This window comes from Nocardia sp. CC201C, assembly GCF_030010695.1.
In the GTDB taxonomy this organism is placed as follows: domain Bacteria; phylum Actinomycetota; class Actinomycetes; order Mycobacteriales; family Mycobacteriaceae; genus Nocardia; species Nocardia otitidiscaviarum.
Genome location: NZ_JASCXP010000033.1, coordinates 1 through 15,840 on the forward strand (window position 1 = coordinate 1; position 15,840 = coordinate 15,840).

The window sequence follows — 15,840 nt, forward strand, 5'->3', positions numbered from 1 at the left end:
GCCGATGCCGCTGACGCCGCCGACACTGCCACCGACACCCACTGACACCGACGCTGCTGCTGCCGAATCTGCCGACTCTGCTGCTGACTCTGCCGACGCTGCTGCTGCCGACGCTGCTGCTGCCGACGCTGCTGCTGCCGACGCTGCCGACTCTGCTGCCGCCGACTCTGCTGTCCCTGCTGCCGTCGACACCGACGTCCCTGCTGCCGCCGATGCCGTCACCGCTCGCGGACGGTAGCGGTTTCCGATGTAACCGAGCCTCTTCGGCGGTGGGTTATCCGGAGATGCTCGGCAACGGGCAGCCGAAGCTGCCGGTGGCGGTGCTCGCGGCGACCTGGACGGTCAGTGGCGTCAGTGTGATCACGTGGTCGTCGCCCCAGCTGCCGATGGCCGTGAGCACGTGCTGTCCGGTGGTCTTCGGCGTCCAGGTCACCTTGGCGGCCTTGCCGACCAGGCCGCCGCCCACCTCGTCGGTCCCGATCGCGACGCCGTTGTCGTAGAAGGTGATCGGCAGCCCATTGCTCGAACTGCTGCCGCCGCCGACGAGGTCACCGCTGGTGACCGCGTAGCCGCACCCGACCTTCGGATTCGATGCCGCCATCGCCACATACCCCTGGCCCTCGGCCGCCGCGTGCGGCGCCAGCATCACCAGCGCCGCGCCGATGCCGAGCGTCGTCGCACCCAATCCGGTGCCGCGCACCCGAGTAGTAGCCATGAGATCCCTTCCGGCCGTGTAGCTCTCGCCCCGATCGGAGTGAAACTAACATTCTTCACATTATCGCGCGGCTGATTCGCGCCGTTGGTCCACGCGGCCGCGGTGCGGCGGAGCCGTCGCGACGACACGGAGCGCGGCGGTGATTCAGCGGGCGGTGCGCCTGCGGTATTCGCTGGGTGCGACGCCGTGGAGGCGGTGGAAGGCGCGGCGCAGGGCGCGCACGTCGGCGTAGCCGACCCGGGTGGCGATGGACTCGACACCGAGTGCTGTCTCCCGTAGCAGGCGTGCGGATTCGGTGTGGCGGACGCGTTCCAGTTCGGTGCGCCAGGTGGTGTCCTGCTCGCACAGGCGGCGCTGAAGGGTACGGGGGCTGGTCGCCATGCGGTGTGCGACGGCGCGGAGGGTTGGTGTCGAACCCTGTTGCAGCGCTTCGCGAATCGCGGTGTGCAACTGGTCCAGCCAGCCCAGCATCGGGCGGGCGGAGGTGATGGTGGTCTCGGTGTAGGAGCGCATGATCGCGGCGAGTACCGGATCGGCCTCCGGAAGGGGCTGTGCCGCGTCGGCTTCGGTGAAGGTGATGGTGGTGTGCTCCGCGCCGAAGTGCATGTCGTCGGTGCCGAAGAGTTCCACCAGATGCCGGTGGTGCGGTGGCGGCGCGGTCGTGAACGTCACCCGCTGCGGGCGGAGGTGCCGCCCCGCGGCGGCACGTGCCTCGCGCAGGATGAGGCCCATCGCCAGTTCGTTGATCATCGAGCCACACGACAGGTCGGCGTAGGGCGTGCGGTAGACGACGGTGGCCGCGCCCGCGGCGTCCATGGTGACCTCCGCGCTCTCCAGCGGGTCGCGGACCGCCGCGAGCAGGCTCGCCCCGGCGGTGAGACCTCCGGTCAGGGTGGGGGCGGTGCGGAACAGGTAGTCCCATGAACTGAGCAGTCCCGGCTGCCACAGGGTCGCGATCCGCGCGCCGCCGCCCCATGCCTCCACCTCGTCTCCGGCGATCTGCCAGATATCCAGCGCCATGGCGGAAGACAGTCGGACGCCGTCCTCGTGAATGGCCGCCATCCCGCGCACTCGAACGAGCTCGGAGTCCTTCACCCCGGCTTCGAGCGCCGCGGCGAGGATCAGGCGCAGCATGTGCGGCGGCACCGTTCCTGCGATCACACGCTCACGATAAAGCGGTTGGCGCGTTCTGTCCCGCGCAAGGCGCATTGTGGTCTGACAGCAGGACGAGCAGCGGTTTTACCTTCGATATGTCAGGAGTTCGGTCCATCCGGGACCGGATCGAGAACGTTGGGACAGTGCAATGCGCAAAGTAGTGGGCGGCTTGTTCATCACCGTGGACGGCGTCGTGGAATCACCCGATCAATGGTCGTTCGATCTGTTCGACGAGGATTTCGGCGCGCATATGGGAACGGTGCTCGCCGCCACCGACACCATGTTGTTGGGCCGCAACACCTATACGGAATGGGTCGACTATTGGCCCACCTCCACCGACGAGCCCTTCGCCGGACATATCAACAGCGTCCGGAAGTACGTCGTATCCGACACCCTCGACGAGGTCGGCTGGACCAACGCCACCCTGCTGCGCGGCGCCGACCTGGCTGCCACCCTCGCCGAGTTGAAGCGGCAGCCGGGCAACAACATCGGCACTGCGGGCAGCCCCACCCTGGTCCGCCGCCTGCTCGAGGCCGATCTGCTCGACGAACTGGAACTCATGATCTACCCGGTGGTCGCGGGCAAGGGCACGCGCCTGTTCACCGACACCGGCCTGCTGCGCCGACTCGAACTCGTCGGTTCCACCCGCACCGGCAGCGGCATCGTCATCAACACCTATCACCCGGCTTAGATCGGCGCAGGAGCGGGTGCGCTCACGCCGGCTGCCCGCGCAGTGGCTGCGGCGTATCCGCGAAGCGCCAGCCGATCGCGATGCTCAACACGCCGTACCCGAGGTGCAGGTAGTTGTCCGGCTCGGACACCCCGTGGATATTCAGGAATCCGGCGGCGCCGGTCACGCCCAGTGCGAATGCGGCCAGCAGGCCCGCACCGAGCACGATATTGACCGTCCGCGTCACCGGGGGCAGCACGGCGGCGGCCAGCCAGACCGCGCCGAGCACGAGGTGCACGACATTGTGGAGTGGATTCAGCGCCAGGATCAGTATTTTCGCGTCATGGCTGCCGGCGAAGTCACCGAAACCGGTCACGGCGAAACCGATGAGGCCGGCGGCGAAGTAGATCACCGACGAGACGGCGGCGAAGATCTGGTTGTGCGTCATATCCGTACCTTTCGACGGGCCGCGTGCTGCGGCCGTGCACAGATATGGACTCGCGGAGCCCCGGCCCGTTACAGCGTGTCCGGATTTCGCCGCTGGAATTCGGCCAGCAGCTCGTCGAACCCGGCGGGTCGCAGCTCCACCGCGTCGTCGCGGGTGGCGGAGACGATGCGGATGGTGCGGCGGATCTGGTCGACGTACACCCGGCATGCCTCGCAGATCGCGGTGTGTTGTTCGAATCTGCGCAGGTCGGATTCGTCCAGCGCGTCATCGAGGAATTCGGTGACCAGCTCGACGGCGTCCGAACAGGTGATCCGCAGTTCGTTGTCGATGAAACCGTTGTCATTCATCGAGATACTCCTCCAACGCGGCACGCAGGGCGGCGCGGCCCCGGTGCAGTAGAACCCGCTGATTCACCGCCGAAATCCCCAGCGCCGCACAGGTTTCCTCACTCGACCACCCCTCGATATCGCGCATGGTCACCACCTCGCGCTGCGCGGGCGGCAATGTGTGCAATGCGGTGTCGACGACGGCACGCACCTCCGCGGACATGAGCCGCTGCTCCGGCAGCAGCTCCCAGCGGACCGGTACGTCCGGCCAGTAGTGCGGGCCGAGTTCCGGATGCGCCAGCCGATCCGGATCGACTGCGGGGCGCGGATCGGCCGTCGGACCGGCGGTGGCGAAAGGCACCGTGCGCGGTTCCCGACGGGCCAGGGTCCGCACCCGGTTCAGCATGATCCGGAACACCCAGGTGCGCACGCTCGCCCGGCCCTCGAACTCGCCGATGGCGCGCACCACCGCCATCCAGGTGTCCTGCACCGCGTCCTCGGCGGCGGCACGGGGGAGGTAACCGCAGGCCAGCCGCACCAGGGGGGCGTGCAGCGCCTCCACCAGCGCGCGAAAGGCCTCGGTGTTCCCGCCGCGTAGCGCGGTGAGCAGGTCGTCCTCGGTCGGCCAGCGGTCATCGACGATGGTGCGCGTGCGTGGAACCACGACTTCGCATCCCCATTCTCGAAATCTCGGATTCGCGGCCGCCGCGCTGTAACGCCGGGGGCCGCCGGGGTGTCCATACCTCGCGCCGTCGGTAGGGCGACAGCGCGGCACAACGACAACCAACGATACTGGAGGACACTCATGAGCACACTGCCTCTCGTCAGCGCGGATCGTGAAACGCCCGAGCAGACCACGGCATTGTCCGCGGTGCGGCAGGCACTCGGCTCGACACCCAACCTCACCCGGGTGATGGTGCACAGCCCCGCGCTCGTGCACGGGTATCTGGCCATGGCGGGGAATCTCGCCGAGGGCGTGCTGTCGGCGGCGACGCGGGAGCGGCTGGCCATCGCTGTCGCGCAGTCCAACGGCTGCTCGTACTGCCTGTCGGCGCACAGCTACCTGGGCGAGAACGTCGCCGGTCTCAGCCGCGAACAGGTCGGCGCGGCACGCAAAGCCGACGCCGACGACCCGAAGACGGCGGCACTGCTGGCCTTCGCGGTGGCGGTCAACGAGCAGCGCGGCGACGTCGGCGACGACGTGGTGGCGACGGTGCGTGCGGCCGGAGCGACCGAGGCCGAGATCGCCGAGGTCATCGGTCACGTCGCGCTCAATGTGCTGACCAACTACCTGAACAATGCGGCACGCACCGAGATCGACTTCCCGGTCGTGCAGGCCTGACGAATCGTCCTGCGGCGGAGCGCAATTCCGATCCGCCGCAGGGTGTTCGGCTCAGGGGGTGCTGCGTTTGCGGTATTCGCTGGGATCAGGCGCGGCGTGTGCGGCGGTCTCTTCGATCACGACCCCATTGCCAATCGGTCGGCGCGTCACATCCCGCGCAGGGCGCATTCGGGTCTGACGGCAGCGGGTGTCCCCGGTGGCGCGAGCGCACGAGCCGCGTCGGCGGTGGCTCGATCGAACCCGGCTGATATCGACCCGGTGGGGGCGTCGCGGCCTGCAGCGATAGCCCCGATGCATGTCCTATAGTGATGCGACGTTCGGTAGCTGATAGTTAGCTTCAGTGGGTGACTTGGTTCGGGTTCCGGGTTGTCGCATGCGGGAGGCTGCTGGTGTCTCTGTCTTCATCGCGTTCGCGGTGGCGTCTCTTCGGGTCGGTCGGCGTGCTGGTGGTGAGCTTTGTCGTGGGCGCGTCGGGGCTGGCGGGGGCGCAGCCTTCGGAGCCCGACTCGCCGCCGGCGCCGCCGCCATCCCCGGCGGAGGCGCCGGTGCCGGGGGTGGCGGCGGTACCGCTGTCGACGCTCGGCATGGGTCGCGTGCTGGCGTTTCCGGGACAGGAGCACGAGGTGGCGCTGACGCTGCCGGTGCTACCGGGGATGGCGCCGATGGAGCTGGTGGGGACGGTGCAGTTGCCGCCGTATGTGGCGCGCGGAACGCTGGAGGTGATATCGGGGGAGCGGCTGCTGGATCGGGTGAATCTGCCGCTGGAGCGCGACGCGCCGGTGCGGCTGTCGCTGGCCGGCGCGGAGGTCGAGAACAATGCCATCGCGGTGACGCTGAGTTCGGCGCTGGTGCCGGAGGTCGGGACCTGTATCACCGACTGGCTCGGGCGACCGATGACGCTGTCGGATCCGGCCGTGGGCTATTCCGGCCGGGAGGTGCAGCCGTCCACCGTCGCCGAGTTCCTGCCGCCCGTGCTGCGCCGGCTCACGGTCTATCTGCCGGAGCGGCCGTCACAGGTGGAGAGTGCGGCGGCCCTGGAAATGCTCACGGCTGTGGTCGCTCGCTACGACGGCCAACCGGTTGCCGTGGATTTGCGGTCGATGGGTCGCGGGGCCACGGCGCCGGATCACGCCCCGGAATTCCTGGAACGGCAGATCGCCCTCGCCGAATCCGCCGACACCGGGCTGCGGCTCACTGCCGACGGTCCCGGCCCACTGCTGACGGTGTCCGGCACCCGCGACACCCTGCCCGACCAGATCCGGCTGCTCACCAGCGATCTCGCGCGCATCGCCCTCACCTCGGGGGCCACGGCGGTATCACTGCCCGCCGCGCCACAACTGCCACCGGAGGTCAGCACGCTGAGCGATCTGGGTGAGACACGACTCAGCGCCACCGCCATCGGCGTGGTGAGCGTCGATATCGGCATCGACCAATCCCGCCTCGGCCGCCCCACCCGCGATATCCGGGTGCGCCTGCTGGGCAACTACACCCCGCTGCCGCAGACGCTGAACGGGCAGATCACGGTGACCGCCCGCGACCGGCAGATCGACAGCTGGCCGGTGGACGCGAGTGGCCGCATCGAACGCTGGATCGAGATTCCGGACGAACTGCTCGGCCGGTTCACGACGCTGACCGTCACCCTGGCGCAGACCGGTCTGACCCACGGCTGCGGTTTGGAGCAGCCGGTCACCCTGGCCATCGACCCGGCCAGTGAGATCACCGGAGATGAGGCGAAACCGCCTGTGCCCCCAGGATTCCAGTCACTGCCGCAGGCGATGCTGCCCACCGTGCAGGTCGGGTTGCGTGAGCCCGGTTTCGCCGACACGCGCCGCGCCGCGCGCATTCTGGTCGGCATGCAGCGCCTGACCCCGGTGCCGCTACGGCCGGAGTTGGTGTCGTTCGACACCGCGGTGAACGGCACCGACCCCGTCGTCCTGATCGCGGCCGACGGCGATGTGCCCGAGTCGATTCGACTGCCCCTGAGCCGATCCGGCGATCGGATCACCGTGTACAGCGGACCGTCGCGCGCCGAACTGCGCATCGATCCGCTGATTCCGTTCGGCTCCCTTCAGGCCACCTGGTCGAACGACCGAGCAGTGCTGGTCGCCACCTCCACCGCGGAGCCCGAACGGGTGGACCGCATGCTGGACTGGTTGGACGGCGATCCGGACCGCTGGTCCCGGCTCACCGGAAATGTGCTGTACCAGACCGGTGATCGCGATCCGGAGTACTTCGATCCGCAGGAGGTGGTCGCCGGCGCACCCGGTGACTCCGCCGATATTCCGGTCGCCCGCATCCTGACCATCGCCGGAGCCGTGGTGCTCGGCCTGGGGCTGGTCGCGGGCCTGCTGATCCTGGCGCGGCGTCGGCGCGACCACTGACATGCACGCGAAAGTGTCGGCACGGCGGCCGAATCCGGCTACCGCGATGGTCGCGCGGGGGACGCTGATCGCCGTGGCGGTGGTGACGGCCTTCTGGAGCACGGTGGTGGAGATCGCCGAGGACATCACACAGGGTTCGCACCTCGGATATCTGCTGCTGATGCCGGTACTGGCGGGGTTCGCGGCCATCGGCATCGCCCTGCGCCGGGGTGGTGAGCTACCCATCCACGATCGGCAGACCGACATCATCGTCGGACTCATCGTCTTGGCTCTGTCGATGGCGGTGGTGGGTCTGCTGGTGCGCCGCTACCGCTACCACTACGAGCTGCTGCATCTGGACGTGCTCGCGGCGTGGCTGTTCCTGCTCAGCGCGTGCGTGCTGGTATTCGGACTGCGGCCGACGTGTCGGTTCTGGCCGGTATGGCTGCTGCTGCTCGCCGCCGCGCCGCTGCCCTACGGTTTGGCGATCGCGGCTCTCGGCGGCGGTGTGGTCGCCTCCGGGCTGGTCATGCTCCTGATCGCGGCCGTGACCGCGGCCATCGCGACGGGGCGGACCCCGGCCCGTGGATGCGCAGCCGCGGCTATCGCCCTCGTCGTGGGCGGGCTCTGCCTGCTGGCGGTGCGGTCCGTGCTGCCCGACGGACGGGGCATCCTCTATCAGGCCCTGCCGTCGGTGATCGGTGTGAGCACGGCCTGTGCGGTGATGTACCTGTACCAGCGGCGCGGTGCGGCTCTCGAGCCGTTGGACCGGCCGTTGGCCGCGCTGACGGCCGGACAGTCGTACGGGGCCCTGGCACTCGTCGTCTCCGGCGCGGTGGTGTTGGGTCTGATTCCGGTGTACAAGGACTACAGCGTCGAATTTCCGGAGGTCGCCGGGCTCGTCGTCATGGGTCAGCACCTGGTCCCGCCGGGCTGGCAACTGCTCAGCGAGGACGAATATCCGTGGGCTCGCCGCTATTTGGGCTCAGATGCCACGCTCACCAGACAGCTGATTCGCGCCGAGCGCGGGAATTCGGACTGGGACAAGGAATCCCGTCGCCGCCGCATCGTCGTGGATACGGCACGCGGCGATGATCCATACAGCATCAACAATGTGCCCGAGTTCGTGCTGTACCGCCTCCAGCAGCCACGCATCAGTCCACCTTCCTATATCGACCTCGGTCGCGGAGTCACCGCCCGGCTCAATGTCGTTCTGGACGACCGCAGGCTACTCAGCTGGACCTGGTTGAGTTGGAACTGGACCGGCACGGGTGGAGCGGAGCGGATCACCCTCATCGCCGCCGACAATCATCTGCCCGACGCGGAGTTCCCGCCGCTGCAGCCCGCCTTCACCGAGTATCTCGACAACCTCATGAATCAGCTGTTCCGCGGCAATGCTGTCGTGCTGGACAGCCATTCGCACGCTGTCGAGGCCGACCTCGCCCCCAAGGACGAGGACCTGCTGACCACGGTAGCGCGAGCCATGGTGCGGGCGAGGACGTCATGACCGCCGTCGATCCGGAATCCCCGGAGTTCAAGGCCGACGCCCTGCACGCGGCCGTGCACGGATTGCGGGAATCCGATCCGCTGGCCTCGGCTGCGGTAGCTTTCCTTCCGTGGCAACGTAATACGTTCCTCGCGCTGATGCTGACGGTCGCGGTGTGCGCGGTGTTCTTTCCGCTCGCCACCGGCACCGTACTGGTGGCGCTGTGCACGCTGGGGTATCTCGCGGTGCTCGGTGACCGCGTGCTGATCTTCACCCGCGGCATGGCCCGGGATGCCATCATGACCGTCGACGATGCCCGCGCCCGCGCCCTGCCCGCCGACGACCTGCCGCCCTACACCATTCTGGTGCCCGCCTACGGGGAACCGGAGGTGGTCGGCGATCTGGTCGCCGCGCTGGAGTCCATCGAGTATCCGCGCGACCGGATGCAGGTGCTGCTGCTTCTGGAGGAGGACGACGAACCCACCATCGCGGCGGCACGGGCGGCCGGAATCGGTTCGGGCGGAGCCGAACACATCACCATCGTGCTGGTACCGGCCGCCGATCCGCGCACCAAGCCCAAGGCGTGCAACTACGGATTGCGCCGCGCCACCGGCGATATCGTCACCATCTACGACGCCGAGGACATCCCGGATCCGCTGCAACTGCGCCGCGTGGTCGCCGCCTTCCGGGAACTGCCGCCCACGGTGGCGTGCGTACAGGCCAAACTGGCCTTCCACAATGCCCGGCAGAATCTGCTCACCGCCTGGTTCACCATGGACTACGGGCTGTGGTTCGGCTATCTGCTGCCCGGCCTGATGCGCAGTTCCGCCCCGATTCCCTTGGGCGGCACCTCGAATCACTTCACACGCGAGGTGGTGACCGCGATCGGCGCGTGGGATCCCTACAACGTCACCGAGGACGCCGACCTCGGGGTGCGCATCGCGGCCCGCGGCTATGCCACCGCGGTCATCGACTCCACCACGCTGGAGGAGGCCAACCCCGACCCGATCAACTGGATTCGGCAGCGATCTCGCTGGTACAAGGGCTATTTGCAGAGCTGGCTGGTGCACACCCGCCGTCCGGTGCGGCTGTGGCGGCAGATCGGGACGGTGGCCTTCCTGCGCTTCACGCTGTTCCTGGCGGGCACTCCGATCATCGCCTGCCTGAACCTGGTGTTCTGGGCGATGAGCCTGGCCTGGATTCTGGGCCAGCCCTTCGTGATCGAGCAGCTGTTCCCGACCGCCGTCTACTTTCCGGCCCTGGTCGCGCTGGTGCTCGGCAATGCCGCGACCATCTACATGAACCTGCTCGCCTGCCGGGAGAACGATCGCTCCGATCTGCTGCTCGCCTGTCTGACCTCACCGCTGTACTGGCTGCTGATGAGTATCGCCGCGACCAAGGGCTGCTGGCAGCTGCTGCGCAATCCGTCCTACTGGGAGAAGACCTTCCACGGCCTGGGTGCGACGGAGAAGAGCGCGTGACGCGCACACGGTCATGGGCGTCGCTGGCGGTCTTCGCGACCGCGAGCCCGCTGTACCTGATCACCGGGTGGCTGGTGACGGCCGGCCACGGCTATCTGATGGGAGACGCGCTCAGCCGGGTGTCGGCCGCGCAGGCGGCACTGTTCAGCCGTGACCCGCACCTGTCGGCCATCGGCTTCGTCTTCACCCCGCTCACCGCGCTGGCGCAGCTGCCCGCGGTCGCGCTCTCCCCGCTGCTGCCCGGCCTGACCACCTGGGGCCTGTCCGGGGTGCTCATGACGGCGTTGTTCATGGGCGGCGCGGTGACCACCGTCCACGGCATCGGCACCGATCGGGGCGCGCCCGCATGGCTCACTCTCGCGGTGACGGTGCTGTTCGCGCTCAATCCGATGATCGTGTTCTACGGCGGCAACGGAATGAGCGAGGCGCTGTTCCTGTTCTGCCTGTGCTGGGCGATCCGGCGGCTCATGCGCTGGGTGCGCACCGACGGCGCGCACGATCTGACCGCCTGCGGTATCGCCCTCGGCCTCGGCTATCTGACCCGCTACGACGCCCTCGCCCCGGCCGCCGCCGCGGGTGCGTTCGTCGGCGCGTACACGCTGTGGCGGCGGCGCGGTGAGGCGCGGCGCTGGTGGGCGGCGGCCATGGATGTCTGTCTGGTGCTCGCGCCGGTGGGGCTGGCCTTCTTCGTGTGGGCGGCCACCAGCTGGCTGATCACCGGTCAGGCGTTTCAGCAGTTCACCTCGCAGTACGGCAATACCGCGATACTGGAGCAGTCCGGCGCGACCGCCGCGGGCGATTCGGTCGCGGCGCTGGAGTACTCGGTCGCCGCGATGCTGGTACTCGGTCCGGCGCTGCCACTGCTCGTGCCGGTGGCGGGAGCCCTCGGCGTTCGCCGCCGCGACCTCCAGGTGCTCGTGCCCATGCTGCTGTGCGGTGCCGTGCTCGCCTTTCAAACCCTCAGCTACGCAACCGGTTCCACCTTCGCGTTCCTACGCTTCTACATCGCCGCGATACCGCTGGTGGCCGTGCTGACGCTGCTGCTCGCGCCCGCCCGCGGGCAGCCGCCCAGCCGTCGTCTCGGGGAGCACGCCGCGGCAGTGCCGATGCCGCGCGCCGTGCCGGTCGCCGCTCTGGTCGCCACCGTCCTCGTGCTGGCGGCGTCGCTGCCGCTGACCACACTCGGCATGAACAGCTCGCGCCTGGCGGTGCAGGAGTACGCGTTGGGCGCGGTGCTGTTCCCGCGGCCGGACAATGCCTCCGAACGCTACGCCGATCAGCGGCGGATCGCCGCCACCTTCACCACGGGGCGCAAGCTCGCGCGCTATCTGGACTCGCTGCGGCTGCCACCCGGCGCGGTGCTCATGGATACCGTGTACGGCTTCTCGGTGGTGGTCGCCTCCGAGCGGCCGGACCAGTTCGTGGTGCCGTCCGACCGTGATTTCGTGCGCATCCTGAACCGGCCCGCCGAACGCGGGGTGCGCTACATCCTGGCGGTGCCGCCCACCGGGCGCGGTGCCTCGGATGCGGTGAACCGCAGGTACCCCACCATGTTCGAGAACGGCGCGCAGATAGCGACTTTGGAGCTGGAAGTTCCGGCCGACGGTGCGAGCGAACCGGATTGGCGGCTCTACCGGGTGCTGGGCGCGCGCTGATCACCCGACGGTGATCCGCTCGGCCACCAGGTCCCAGAGCGGATCATCGGGTCCCACGTCGAAGGTGCACGCGTTGGCTCGCGGGTCGGGGACGAAGGCCCAGACGAGTGCTCCGGCCGCCCCGGCCGCGCGCTGCCCGATCATCTTGCGCTCGATCGCCGCCCGCCGCGCCGGGAGACTGCGGCAACTGCCCGCCGCCACCCCGATCTCGGCCACCAGCAGCGGCTTCCGCAACAGTTCGGCCTGATCGAGGCGTACGGCCAGGCCGTTGAAGGCGTCACCGGGGACCGCGACGTCCTCCTCGCCGTAGTCGTGGAACTCCAGGACGTCGATGAACCGCGAAGCGCCGACCCGGACGAATTCCTCACCCGCCGTCCCGCACTGCCCGCCGCCGATGAATCCGGCGAAGATGAGCCGCCCCGGGTCCAATCGGCGCACCAGCGCCCCGGATTCGTCCATGAAGGTGCGCAGCACGGCCGCGGCGTCGTCCGGGCAGGACTGGCGGTCGTCGGCGCAATCGCCGGCGCAGACACCCGGTTCCGGCTCGCCGATCACCTCCCACCCGGCCACCACCGGGGAACTGCGCCACCGCTGTACCGCCGCCCTGATCCAGTCCCGGGTGCTCAGCACCGCGCGACCTTCGATCGGCCTGGCCTCGGCCCAACCTCGCGTGAACCATTCCCGCTGCTTGAATGTCTCGTCATCGCAGGCCCCGTCCTGCGGCACCAGTACCGGCAGCACCAGCTGCGCATGCCGTTCCGCGGCCGCGAATACGGCGTCCACGGCCCGGAAGTCGAGCGCACCCGTCGTCTTGTTCACCGCCAGCGCCTGGAAGACATTGAAACGGGTGAGGGAATGGCGGGGTAGCCGTTCGAAGAACTCGTCGAGATTCACCTCCGCACCGCAGCCGATATTGAGCCCGTAGTCGGTGGCGAGTTGGGGAGCATTGAAACCCGCGGGCCACCACGGTTTTCCATTGAGCAGCAGCCCGGATGCCGAGGCGCTCACCGCCGCACCGGCAGCCGGCGGTCCATCGGGAACAGCAGCTCCCGGCGCGTCCGGGCCGCCGTCGGCGCATCCCGCCCCGAGACACAGCGCGGCCACCACGGCGAGAACGCGAACACGTGCGGACAACGGTCCTCCTGACTGCGAGCGAGGCGAGCGGGGACGACGACCGTCTCACGATCGCAGATGCGCCGACCCAGCCTCGTCGGACGCACCGAATACCTCGTCCTCGCGTTGTGCCCGCCGTAGTCACGTCCGAGCTGTTGCCGATCGGAGAACAGGGGCAGCGTCGATGGTGTCCGGGCCGGACCCGCGGTACGCGCTCCGATTCCGGCTATCGGCCGAAATGCTGCCCGCGGTCGCCGAGGCCGACAGTCGGCGTGCGTGAGACGCGGACACCGGGCATCGGATGGTTCCCGGCCGTTCATCTGTCGGTCCCGGCCCGCCACTAGCGTGTGGCCCGTGGCGCATGGATGGCGTAGGGCTGGACAGGTAGCACTGGCGGTGGCGGTCGTAGGGGTGCTGGGCGCGCCGACGGCGCACGCGCAACCGGGGGTGCGGTTGCTGGGGGAGCGGGTGATCGCCCACGATCTCGACGTGCGGGGGACCGTGCTCGGTGGGCTGTCGGGAATCGACTATCGCGCGAGTACCGGAGATTACGTGCTGATCAGCGATGATCGGTCGGAACGCGATCCGGCGCGGTTCTACACCGCGCGCTTCACGGTGGACGGCGACGGGGTCGGGCCGGTCACCTTCACCGGCACGCACCCGCTGCTCGATCCCGCCGGTGCCGAGTATCCGGCGAAATCCGTCGACCCCGAGGAGATTCGGGTCGATCCGTGGACCGGCGAGTACTTCTGGACCCAGGAGGGGGAGCGCGCGGACGCGGTGCTGATCGACCCGTCGGTGCGGATCGCCCGTCCGGACGGCACCTACGCCGGAGCTCTCCCGATTCCCGACAACGAACGAATGCGCCCGGACACGGGTCCGCGCCGCAATGCCGCGTTGGAGGCCGCGACCTTCGCCGCGGGCGGCACCCTGTTCGTGACCGCGCTCGAGGGTCCGCTGCTCGAGGACGGTCCCGGGCCCACCACCGGCGCCGGATCGCTCAACCGCCTGACCGTGCAGGCTCGATTCGGTCCGGTGCTGGCCCAGTACCTGTATCCGACCGAGCCGGTCTTCGCCGCGTCGCGCCCCGAACCGGGCCGCGGCGACAACGGCATCGTCTCCATCCTCGCCGCCGACGCCCTGAACCCGTCGACGCTGCTCGTCCTGGAACGCGGCTTCGTCCCGGGCGTCGGCACCAAGATCCGTCTCTACGAAGCCGACCTCACCGCCGCCACCGACGTGCACGGCACCAGCGTGACCGACGCCCGCCCGGCCACCAAACGGCTGGTCGCCGACCTGGGCGAGCTCGGCCTGTCCCACGTCGACAATATCGAGGGCATGACCTGGGGGCCGCGTCTCGCCACCGGCGAACGCACCCTGATCCTGGTGAGCGACAACAACTTCAGCGCCGAACAGGTCACCCAGCTCGTCGCGCTCGCCATGCGCTGACCGGGCGACCCACGCGTTTCCCACGTACGGGGCCGGACCGCCCGGTACCGTCACGGACACAGCGCGTTGAGAGGTGGGCTATGTCACATTCCACTGATTCCGCGGTCGTCGTGGACGATTCCAGCGGCGCGGCCTCGCGACGTTGGATCGGCCTCGGCCTCGGCGTGATCCTGGCCGTGATCGTGTACTGGGTCCTGCCCGATTCGCTCGGGACGCCCGCCCGGTCGACCGCGGCGGTGGCCGTGCTCATGGCCGTGTGGTGGATGACCGAGGCATTGCCGCTGCCCGCTACGGCGCTGGTACCGCTGGTGGCGTTCCCACTGCTGAATGTCGCGCCGATGGGAACGCGGGGGCTGGATGCCGTCGGGGACGACGCGACCACCGGTGATGTGCTCGGCGCCGCCGCCCCCTACGCCGACAAGATCATCTTCCTGTTCCTGGGCGGCTTCCTGCTGGCGGCGGCCATGCAGAAGTGGGGACTGCACCGCCGCATCGCCTTGCGGACCATCCGTGCGGTGGGCACCCGGCCGGTGTCGCTCATCGCGGGATTCATGCTGGCCACAGCCTTTCTGTCGATGTGGGTGAGCAATACCGCGACCGCCGTCATGATGCTGCCCATCGGACTGTCGGTGATCGTGCTGACCACCCGGCTGGGTGACGGGGACGGCGATCCCAACTTCGCCGCGGCACTCATGCTCGGTATCGCCTACGCGGCGTCGATCGGCTCGCTGGGGACGATCATCGGCACCCCGCCCAACGGTCTGCTGGTGTCGAATTTGGCCGAGGACGGCATAGCCATCTCGTTCGGCCAGTGGATGCTGTTCGGGGTGCCGATCGCCGCGGTGTTCCTGGTGCTGGCCTGGATCGTATTGACCCGCTTGGTATTTCCGCCGCGCATGTCCGAGATACCCGGCGGTCGTGAGGCCATCGACGAGCAGTACCGCGAACTGGGGCCGATGTCGCGCGGGGAGATCACGGTGCTGGTGGTGTTCGTGACCACCGCGCTGGCCTGGATCCTCATCCCGACATTGTTCGGCTCCAACGGAATCGACGCGCTGCGCGACACCTTGCCATTCTTGACCCGCATCGGTGACGAGGTGATCGCCATCGTGATGGCCATCGCCCTGTTCATCGTTCCGGTCGGCCGCGGCGAACGCCTGCTGGACTGGGAGACGGCCAAGGGCATCCCCTGGGGCATTCTGCTGCTTTTCGGCGGCGGGCTGTCGCTGGCCAACCAGATCCGGGTGACCGGATTGGGCACCTGGATCGGCGATCAGGTGTCCGGGCTCGGCGGCATACCGATCCTGCTGCTGGTCGCCGTGGTCACCGGCCTGGTGCTGCTGCTCACCGAGTTGACCAGCAACACCGCCACCACCGCCACCTTCCTCCCGATCATCATCGGCGTGGCGGGCGGCCTCGGCCTGGACCCGATGCTGCTCGCGGTCCCCGTGGCGCTGGCCGCGACATCGGCCTTCATGCTGCCGGTGGCCACTCCGCCCAACGCCGTGGTCTTCGGTTCGGGACATATCCGCATCGGCCAGATGATCAGGGCCGGAATCGGTCTCAACGTGATAGGCATGGTCTTGATCACCCTGGCCATGTTCACCCTCGCCGGACCGATCCTGGGCGTCGACCTCTGA

At 68.8% G+C, this 15,840-nt stretch carries 15 protein-coding genes; 9 read left to right on the forward strand and 6 right to left on the reverse strand.

Translation table 11 applies throughout. From position 1 onward, the window contains the following. The coding region (locus tag QK444_RS06025) for a hypothetical protein (RefSeq protein ID WP_282777894.1) at nucleotides 1–238 on the forward strand (238 nt) is incomplete at its 5' end. 36 nt (nucleotides 239–274) lie between these two features. Here the strand turns inward: QK444_RS06025 and QK444_RS06030 are convergent. Continuing rightward, a complete protein-coding gene (locus tag QK444_RS06030; protein WP_282777896.1) occupies nucleotides 275–715 on the reverse strand; it encodes a hypothetical protein in 441 nt (146 codons plus the stop codon). Nucleotides 716–859: 144 nt separating this feature from the next. Further along, the gene (locus QK444_RS06035; protein WP_282777898.1) at nucleotides 860–1,876 is read right to left on the reverse strand and encodes an AraC family transcriptional regulator; all 1,017 of its coding nucleotides are present in this window, start codon (nucleotides 1,874–1,876) and stop codon (nucleotides 860–862) included. A gap of 142 nt (nucleotides 1,877–2,018) precedes the next feature. On the opposite strand from QK444_RS06035, the gene QK444_RS06040 reads away from it, so the two are divergent. Further along, nucleotides 2,019–2,561 carry a dihydrofolate reductase family protein gene (locus tag QK444_RS06040; protein WP_282777900.1) on the forward strand — a complete coding sequence of 181 codons (543 nt, stop codon included), beginning with the start codon at nucleotides 2,019–2,021 and terminating at the stop codon, nucleotides 2,559–2,561. Between the two features lie 22 nt (nucleotides 2,562–2,583). Here QK444_RS06040 and QK444_RS06045 read toward each other — a convergent pair whose 3' ends face one another. The 3 genes from QK444_RS06045 to QK444_RS06055 form a co-directional block, all read right to left on the reverse strand. Further along, on the reverse strand, nucleotides 2,584–2,988 hold the full coding sequence (locus QK444_RS06045) for a DUF4383 domain-containing protein (protein ID WP_282777902.1): 405 nt from the start codon (nucleotides 2,986–2,988) through the stop codon (nucleotides 2,584–2,586). A gap of 68 nt (nucleotides 2,989–3,056) precedes the next feature. Then, nucleotides 3,057–3,335, reverse strand: a complete 279-nt coding sequence (locus QK444_RS06050; RefSeq protein WP_282777903.1) for an anti-sigma factor — start codon at nucleotides 3,333–3,335, stop codon at nucleotides 3,057–3,059. After that, entirely contained in the window at nucleotides 3,328–3,978 is a 651-nt protein-coding gene (locus QK444_RS06055; protein WP_282777905.1) for an RNA polymerase sigma factor, read from the reverse strand. The genes QK444_RS06050 and QK444_RS06055 overlap by 8 nt, the downstream gene beginning before the upstream one ends. Nucleotides 3,979–4,119: 141 nt before the next feature. Here QK444_RS06055 and QK444_RS06060 point away from each other — a divergent pair, with 141 nt between their 5' ends. From QK444_RS06060 to QK444_RS06080, 5 genes are all read left to right on the forward strand, one after another. Next, nucleotides 4,120–4,656 carry a carboxymuconolactone decarboxylase family protein gene (locus QK444_RS06060; RefSeq protein WP_282777907.1) on the forward strand — a complete coding sequence of 179 codons (537 nt, stop codon included), beginning with the start codon at nucleotides 4,120–4,122 and terminating at the stop codon, nucleotides 4,654–4,656. Nucleotides 4,657–5,045: 389 nt separating this feature from the next. Beyond that, on the forward strand, nucleotides 5,046–7,037 hold the full coding sequence (locus QK444_RS06065) for a hypothetical protein (protein WP_282777909.1): 1,992 nt from the start codon (nucleotides 5,046–5,048) through the stop codon (nucleotides 7,035–7,037). Nucleotides 7,038–7,083: 46 nt separating this feature from the next. Further along, complete coding sequence (locus QK444_RS06070; protein ID WP_282777911.1) at nucleotides 7,084–8,523, forward strand: hypothetical protein; 1,440 nt, start codon at nucleotides 7,084–7,086, stop codon at nucleotides 8,521–8,523. Further along, entirely contained in the window at nucleotides 8,520–9,983 is a 1,464-nt protein-coding gene (locus QK444_RS06075) for a glycosyltransferase (RefSeq protein WP_282777913.1), read from the forward strand. The genes QK444_RS06070 and QK444_RS06075 overlap by 4 nt, the downstream gene beginning before the upstream one ends. Further along, a complete protein-coding gene (locus tag QK444_RS06080) occupies nucleotides 9,980–11,638 on the forward strand; it encodes a glycosyltransferase family 39 protein (protein ID WP_282777915.1) in 1,659 nt (552 codons plus the stop codon). Before QK444_RS06075 ends, QK444_RS06080 begins: the two co-directional genes overlap by 4 nt. Here QK444_RS06080 and QK444_RS06085 read toward each other — a convergent pair whose 3' ends face one another. Beyond that, nucleotides 11,639–12,772 carry a beta-mannosidase gene (locus QK444_RS06085; protein ID WP_282777917.1) on the reverse strand — a complete coding sequence of 378 codons (1,134 nt, stop codon included), beginning with the start codon at nucleotides 12,770–12,772 and terminating at the stop codon, nucleotides 11,639–11,641. A 333-nt stretch (nucleotides 12,773–13,105) separates the two neighbouring features. Here QK444_RS06085 and QK444_RS06090 point away from each other — a divergent pair, with 333 nt between their 5' ends. Both QK444_RS06090 and QK444_RS06095 read left to right on the forward strand, forming a co-directional pair. Continuing rightward, on the forward strand, nucleotides 13,106–14,200 hold the full coding sequence (locus QK444_RS06090; RefSeq protein ID WP_282777919.1) for an esterase-like activity of phytase family protein: 1,095 nt from the start codon (nucleotides 13,106–13,108) through the stop codon (nucleotides 14,198–14,200). Between the two features lie 80 nt (nucleotides 14,201–14,280). Beyond that, complete coding sequence (locus QK444_RS06095; protein WP_282777921.1) at nucleotides 14,281–15,840, forward strand: DASS family sodium-coupled anion symporter; 1,560 nt, start codon at nucleotides 14,281–14,283, stop codon at nucleotides 15,838–15,840.

What these genes read in the sequence shown, in the direction of transcription:
- QK444_RS06030 (WP_282777896.1), bottom strand. Translation starts at nt 715, where the DNA reads ATGGCTACTACTCGGGTGCGCGGCACCGGATTGGGTGCGACGACGCTC.
- QK444_RS06040 (WP_282777900.1), top strand. Translation starts at nt 2,019, where the DNA reads ATGCGCAAAGTAGTGGGCGGCTTGTTCATCACCGTGGACGGCGTCGTG.
- QK444_RS06045 (WP_282777902.1), bottom strand. Translation starts at nt 2,988, where the DNA reads ATGACGCACAACCAGATCTTCGCCGCCGTCTCGTCGGTGATCTACTTC.
- QK444_RS06050 (WP_282777903.1), bottom strand. Translation starts at nt 3,335, where the DNA reads ATGAATGACAACGGTTTCATCGACAACGAACTGCGGATCACCTGTTCG.
- QK444_RS06060 (WP_282777907.1), top strand. Translation starts at nt 4,120, where the DNA reads ATGAGCACACTGCCTCTCGTCAGCGCGGATCGTGAAACGCCCGAGCAG.
- QK444_RS06070 (WP_282777911.1), top strand. Translation starts at nt 7,084, where the DNA reads ATGGTCGCGCGGGGGACGCTGATCGCCGTGGCGGTGGTGACGGCCTTC.
- QK444_RS06075 (WP_282777913.1), top strand. Translation starts at nt 8,520, where the DNA reads ATGACCGCCGTCGATCCGGAATCCCCGGAGTTCAAGGCCGACGCCCTG.
- QK444_RS06095 (WP_282777921.1), top strand. Translation starts at nt 14,281, where the DNA reads ATGTCACATTCCACTGATTCCGCGGTCGTCGTGGACGATTCCAGCGGC.